The sequence below is a fragment of the Candidatus Hydrogenedens sp. genome, assembly GCA_035378955.1.
Lineage (GTDB): Bacteria > Hydrogenedentota > Hydrogenedentia > Hydrogenedentales > Hydrogenedentaceae > Hydrogenedens.
In genome coordinates this window covers 7,377-14,275 of sequence record DAOSUS010000078.1, presented here as the reverse complement: position 1 = coordinate 14,275, position 6,899 = coordinate 7,377, and the positions used below count along the sequence as shown (strand labels likewise).

The window sequence follows — 6,899 nt, the reverse complement described above, 5'->3', positions numbered from 1 at the left end:
TGCAACATCATTTTTTGGAGCCTCGTTATGGATACTTTTAACAACTCCTACCTCCATTGTATTCCGAACAGGAATAATCACACGAGACCCTACAGAAATTCTGGATTGTAATTTCTCAGGAACTCTGTAAGTTAAAACACTCTCAATTGGTAATAAAACGATTACATCTACAAACATAATATTCTCAAAACAAAAAATTCCATTTTTACTTTCTTAATAATTATTTTAGAGTGAAACATCTAATAAATAAAGAATACCCCCTCTATCTCTTTTTTGTTCATGCTACTCGGATATTTCAGTATGCCAGTATGCAAAATCAACAAACTTTTGCCATGTTGATAATTGTTCTTTACGGACACGAATTCCTAATTTTGGCAGCCATTTAGGAGCGATAGGTTTTCTAAGCAAAGACATCTGTGCTTCATCCGGCGTAAGATTCCCTTTCCGCAAATTACACGATAAACAGGCAAGCACTAAATTCTCCCATGTATCTTCACCACCACGGGAACGAGGTATTACATGGTCTATAGTTAATTCGTGTTTGGGCAATACCTTCCCGCAGTATTGACATTGACAGCGGTCCCTTTCAAATATATTCTTTCTACACAAACGAACCTCGCGGAGGACAAAGCCGTTATAAACTGTCAGCAGGATAACATCCGGAAGTAATATCTTCATACTTGGCGTAACAATATACCGACCTTTGTGAAATTGTTCTTTTTCCTGTGATAATTCACACCAGGAATTAAAATCATACAGAGTATAATCTCTAAGGTGAACAACACAAGCATGCCCTTGAAAGAGCAGAACCATAGCCCTTTTCACGGTGGTTATATTCACCGCAATCCATGAGCGATTTAATACAAGAACATCCCCATTCAACATATAATCATTCCATAGTTTTTAAAACTATACCCCTATTTTATATGTTTTTTCAAATTAATAAGCCCCCTATACCTATGGAATAAAGCGAGTTGTATGGAAATTTTAACTTTCGCTGGATGGCTCTTGAGATGTTTCTTCGATAGCAAGTCTTTGCTTTGCTTTCACTTTAGCATGCTTACCAATACGCTCTCTCAGGTAGTAAAGTTTCGCTCTTCTCACCTTACCTTCACGAACAACATCTACTTTAGCAATACGAGGGGAATGTAATGGGAAAACGCGTTCCACTCCTTCACCATAAGTTACCCTTCTTACGGTAAATGTAGCATGTGGACTGGTTCCATGTTTGCGTCCAATAACTACACCTTCAAAAATCTGAATTCTTTCTTTTCCCCCTTCAACAATCTTAAAATGCACCCGAACTGTATCTCCTACATTAAATTCAGGTAATTTCTCTGGGGGTTTCATGTGTTTTGATAAATATTCACTAATTACATCCACGGTTAATTCTCCTTTTATGAAGTATATATTATATTTATTTTGTATTTGATTATTCCACTTGATTATTACTGTTTTTTTTCTTTTCCAGATATTTTTCTAATAAATCCGGGCGTTTCCTTTTTGTTCTCGAAAGCGATTGTTCTTCTCGCCAAATCCGTATCTTTTCATGATTGCCTGACAATAATATCTCCGGGACCTTCATTCCACGGAATTCCGCAGGTTTCGTATACTGCGGATAGGATAATAATCCATCATATAAAGAATCATTTGTAACAGATTCCCATTCTCCAATAACACCGGGCAACATCCGACTAACAGCCTCGATAATGACAAGAGCAGGCAATTCTCCGCCACTTAATACATAATCGCCAATAGATATTTCTTCTGTTATCAAGTTTTCCACAATCCGTTCATCGACTCCTTCATATCGCCCACATATCAGAACAAAGTCTTTCCATTGTGCCATCTCCCTGACTTTGTCCTGTGTAAGGATTTTACCTCCGGGAGATAACAAAATTACATGTTCGAGAGAATTGCTATCTTTTAGAGCATCTACAGCATCAAATATAGGCTCACACTTCATTACCATTCCTGGTCCACCTCCATACGGAGTATCGTCAACCGTTTTATGTTTATCTTTCGCAAAATCTCTTATGTTATGTACTTTTACCTTCATTATTCCCTCTTGAATTGCTTTACCTAACAAACTATTCTGAAGAGGTATCTCAAAGTATTCTGGAAAAATTGTTAGTACATCTATTTGTATTGTCATTCCAAATAACTTATATTTTATTTTTCCCGTTATTCGAGAACTTCCAGATTTACTTTTTTACCTAATTTGGCAGAAGCAATATTAATTATTGTCCGTATTGCTTTAATCGTCTTACCATTCTTACCTATAATCCTTCCCATATCTTCCTTCTCCACTTTCAATTGCAATACTATTTGCTCTTCGGATTCTATGGAAGATACGGATACTTCTTCAGGCTTTTTAACCAATTTTTTAGCTATAAATTCTACAAGGTCTTTCACGGTATAACTCCAATATCATTACACTATTAATGATTAAGTGTTCTGGGTATTTTTTAATATACCCATTTTTTTGATTAATGAATGCACCGTATCCGATGTGCGAACACCTTTATTCAGCCATTGCTTCAATTTCTCTTCGTCAATCTTTGTAATAGGTTCAGGGCGAGCCTTGGGTTGGTAAAACCCAATAATATCAATCTCTTTTCCCTGTCTTCTTTCTCTTGAATCCATAACTACGATACGATAGTAAGGTTCATGAGTTCTTCCACCTCTTTTTAACCGTATTACTGTTGCCATAATCTTCCTTTCTTTGTTGTTTTTCGGTGTTATATGTTTATTAATTGATTTCTTTCTATTACATTATACCTCCGGGCATAAAAGGGCCAATTCCTTTCGGAATTTTTCCTTTTGCCCCTTTAACCATATCTTTCATCATCTTACGCATCTTTTCAAAATCTTTTAATAATGCATTCACTTCTTGCACAGATGTTCCACTTCCATCTGCAATTCTTCTGCGACGACTTCCATTAATAATTTTTGGATTTCGTCTCTCTTCCTTTGTCATAGAAAGTATTATCGCTTCTGTATGTTTCATTTCATCTTCGGGCAGGTCCATACCAGAAGGAATCATCTTACCAATCCCGGGAATTTTCTTTATCAAATCACTGAAACTTCCCATCTTTTTGACCTGCCGCATTTGTTCCAGAAAGTCTTCTAAATCCCAGTTGGCTTTCCGAACTTTTTCCTGAAATTGCATCGCCTTTTCTTTATCTACAACCTCTTGTGCTTTTTCCACAAGAGAGACAACATCTCCCATCCCTAAAATCTGGTCTGCCATCCGTCTTGGATGGAATAACTCTAACGCATCAATCTTTTCTCCGGTACCAATAAATTTAATAGGACAATGGGTAACCTCAATAATACTTAATGCAGCACCACCACGAGCATCACCATCCATCTGTGTTAAGACAACACCTGTAAGAGGCACGGTATCGTGAAATTGTTTTGCAGAGCGGACTGCATCCTGCCCCATCATTGCATTGGCTACAAAAAGTATTTCATGGGGCTTTACTTGTATGGCTATTTGACGCACTTCTGCCATCATTTCCGTATCAATATGAAGTCTTCCCGCGGTATCCAGGATAACCGTATCACAACCTCTTAAATTTGCTTCACCGATAGACATCATGGCTATATCTACTGGATTCACATCCGAACCCAAAGAGAAATATTCCACTTCTGCCTGTTGTGCTAAAATTTCTAACTGTTTTATGGCTGCAGGGCGATAAATATCACACGCAACCAACATCGGTTTTTGCCCTTTTTTCCTCTTCATGTAATATGCAAGTTTTGCTGCAGATGTCGTTTTGCCTTGTCCCTGCAATCCAACCATCATTATTATTGTAGGTGGTGTGCTTGCCTTTGCAAGTTCCTTATTTTCACCACCCATAATTTCTACAAGTTCATCATATACAATTTTAATAAGTTGTTGAGTTGGATTTATACTCTCTAAAACATTTTGTCCCAATGCTTTTTGTTGAATATCTTCAATAAACTTTTTGACTACTTTGTAGTTAACATCGGCTTCTAAAAGGGCTACACGAATAATTTGCAACCCTTCCTTCATGTTCTCTTCTGTTAGCCGAAGTTGACCACGAAAGAACTTAAATGCCGATTCTAATTTTTTTGATAGGGACTCAAACATATTTTTACTCTAACAGTTATAAGGGAATTTTCACAGAAATGCACTATATTATATCATATTTTTATTAATATCACAACTTTAATTATATTGCTCTAATATCTGTTCATTTTCTTGATATTCTACTTTTATGTTTAGTTTTTTCTAAAAATTAACGGCTGAGGACTTTTATCGGTTGTAGGACTTGTCTCTTTTGACTTTGACAACTCTTCAACAATCTTCTTCACATTGGGCTGTTCTGAATTTACCTTTAATGATTCTAAAAATGTCTTTTCTGCATCTTTTAAATAACCTAACTGAAGGTATATACTGCCTAAGAAATTCCACCCTTCCCAATTTTGATTATTCATAAACAAAGCGTGATTTGCTGTGGCAATAGCATCCTCTATCCTTCCTGCTCTATATAATATATGGCTATAGGCCATCATCATCTCTGCCTTTTCATCAATATTTTTTTTCTGCTCTTCAAATATTGATAATGCCTCCCTCATTCTTAAACGAACAGGAACATCGTATTGCTGTAAATCCTTACCAATTGATACCAGCCTATCCTCTGCTTCTTTCATATTCCCATCAACAACATCAATACCCGACAAACCAACTTTTGACCAAATATCACTGTCTATTTCCAAAGCCTTTTTATATGATTCTCTCGCTGGTTCTATTTGTCTTAATTCCCAATAAATATCTCCAAAAGAACTCCATAATCGTATTTTCTCTTTTTCTGACACCTTTAATTTTACGGCTTTTTCAAAACAACGGAAAGCCTCCTGAAGATATTCATTCCCTTTCTTCATATTATTCCAGCCCATTCTGACCCAATAATCTCCATTATCTGAATTTTTTCTGACAAGTTTCTCTAAAATTTTAACGACCCAATCATGATTGCCCTGAATCTCTAAAACATTCAGATATACATCAATCCCCTCTGAAAAATCCAGATTTACCACATCTATTTGCTCCAACATAATTTGAGCATCATTTATTAAAGAACGGGCTTTTACATTTAATTCTTGTAATTGTTGCGATGAAGAAGTTGGCGTATTTTTAATTTGTTCTTGTAGTTGATAATACTCATTCACTTTATTTTTTGCCAATGTTATAGTTGTAGCCACATCGGCACTTTTAGAACATTGAAACAAAGTCCCTAATAAAAGAAACATTACTAAAATTTTGATTCGTATAACGCTGTTCGTCCCCAAAGAAGTATCTCCATCTTTTTAAGTAAAGGATTAAATGTTGAAGAATCCAGGGCACTAATAGGAACTCCATCATATTGTTGAATTAACCCTTGAACAATAGAGGGATTGGCCTTATCAATTTTATTTAACACATTAATTCGTGGTTTGGTATCCAATTCTAAATCTTTTAACAGTCTTACTACGGTATCGTGTTTTTCTTCAACATCTTCCGATGAAACATCTAATACATGTAATAATAAATCCGCATCATTAATTTCTTCAAATGTTGTTCGGAATGCGGACATCAAGTCTTTGGGCAGATTCCGTATAAAACCGACTGTATCAATAATAATTACTTCCCTTTCGCGAGGGAAACGCAATCTTCTTGAAACTGGGTGTAAGGTGGCAAATAAAAAATCCTCTGCAACAACTGTGCTATTTGTCAAATTGTTTAGCAAAGTAGATTTTCCCGCATTTGTATATCCGACAATAGCCACGGTCGGAACTTGACGAACCGTTCGGACCTGCCTTCTTAATTCTCTTCGTTTTCCCAATTCCTTTACTTCTTGCTCTAATTGAGCAATTCGGTCTCTCGCCCTTCTTCTATCAATTTCCAATTTCGTTTCACCGGGCCCCCTTCCACCAATTCCACCTGTCAATCGCGACAGTGCTGTTTGTTTTATACCCAGAAACGGAAATAGATATTTTAGTTGGGCTAACTCTACTTGAATCTTTCCTTCTCGTGTAATTGCATGTTGAGCAAATATATCCAATATCACCTGTGTCCTATCTAAAATTTTCAAATCAGTAAAGTCAGATAAAGACTTTACTTGCGATGGGCTTAGATTCTGGTCAAAAACAAGCATATCTGCCCCTAATTGCACCGCCCGTATAAGTATCTGTTTGAACTTACCCTGTCCTAATACATACCTTGCGTCAGGAGGTCTCCTTTGTATTACTTTATCCAGTACCTTTATCCCGGCACTTCGGGCTAACTCTGTAAGTTCCTGCACCGAATCCTGTATAGTAGACAAAGGTTGTGTGGATACATGAATTAGAATGGCATTGTCCCCTTTTAAATTAGGTTGATTGAAGACACGGTTGCGTTCTAATTCTTCTTCCAAAGATTGAATTAATTCTAAAAAATCTTCTTTCAAATCATAAACTGTAGTCGGGGGATAAATTTGCCACGATTTATTCTCATCATTTGCAGGGAGCAAATGGGCGAAATATATTTTCTTAGGAAGGGCATTATTATCTACTTCTATTGCAGCCACAGCGTCTAATCTATAAATGGCAAGATAACTCAAGTCGTCATCATCCAATCCTGTATGTGTCCCTAAATGCGTATGGACAAGCCGCACCTCAGATAATCGGTTTAACGCCCTCCTCTCAATAGGGGGCATAGGAATTGACTGTGCATCACCCACACACACATCCGTTATTCTTCCTTTACGGTCTATAAGAACACCTATCTGTCGGCTAATCTCATGAGATAGTTCGCATAATGTTCGGCTCAATTCTACTGAAATTATTCTCGTTGCAACCGGTTTCCTATTCTTTAGTGATTCAAGCCTCTTTATCTGATTTGCTTTTAAACC

8 protein-coding genes are annotated in these 6,899 nt (G+C 36.7%); all 8 read right to left on the bottom strand.

Going from position 1 to position 6,899, the window contains the following annotated elements; genetic code table 11:
* Window positions 1–282: 282 nt before the first annotated feature.
* Window positions 283–885 (bottom strand): HNH endonuclease, encoded by a 603-nt coding sequence (locus PLA12_12335; GenBank protein HOQ33284.1) that lies wholly within the window; start codon window positions 883–885, stop codon window positions 283–285.
* Window positions 886–987: 102 nt separating this feature from the next.
* Entirely contained in the window at window positions 988–1,383 is a 396-nt protein-coding gene (gene rplS / locus PLA12_12330; protein HOQ33283.1) for a 50S ribosomal protein L19, read from the bottom strand.
* A gap of 49 nt (window positions 1,384–1,432) precedes the next feature.
* The gene (gene trmD / locus PLA12_12325) at window positions 1,433–2,155 is read right to left on the bottom strand and encodes a tRNA (guanosine(37)-N1)-methyltransferase TrmD (GenBank protein ID HOQ33282.1); all 723 of its coding nucleotides are present in this window, start codon (window positions 2,153–2,155) and stop codon (window positions 1,433–1,435) included.
* A 29-nt stretch (window positions 2,156–2,184) separates the two neighbouring features.
* Complete coding sequence (locus PLA12_12320) at window positions 2,185–2,415, bottom strand: KH domain-containing protein (GenBank protein ID HOQ33281.1); 231 nt, start codon at window positions 2,413–2,415, stop codon at window positions 2,185–2,187.
* 33 nt (window positions 2,416–2,448) lie between these two features.
* Window positions 2,449–2,712 (bottom strand): 30S ribosomal protein S16, encoded by a 264-nt coding sequence (gene rpsP, locus PLA12_12315; protein ID HOQ33280.1) that lies wholly within the window; start codon window positions 2,710–2,712, stop codon window positions 2,449–2,451.
* A gap of 58 nt (window positions 2,713–2,770) precedes the next feature.
* The gene (gene ffh / locus PLA12_12310; protein ID HOQ33279.1) at window positions 2,771–4,120 is read right to left on the bottom strand and encodes a signal recognition particle protein; all 1,350 of its coding nucleotides are present in this window, start codon (window positions 4,118–4,120) and stop codon (window positions 2,771–2,773) included.
* A 131-nt stretch (window positions 4,121–4,251) separates the two neighbouring features.
* Window positions 4,252–5,319, bottom strand: a complete 1,068-nt coding sequence (locus tag PLA12_12305; protein ID HOQ33278.1) for a tetratricopeptide repeat protein — start codon at window positions 5,317–5,319, stop codon at window positions 4,252–4,254.
* The coding region (gene hflX / locus PLA12_12300; protein HOQ33277.1) for a GTPase HflX at window positions 5,283–6,899 on the bottom strand (1,617 nt) is incomplete at its 5' end. The genes PLA12_12305 and hflX, both read right to left, overlap by 37 nt.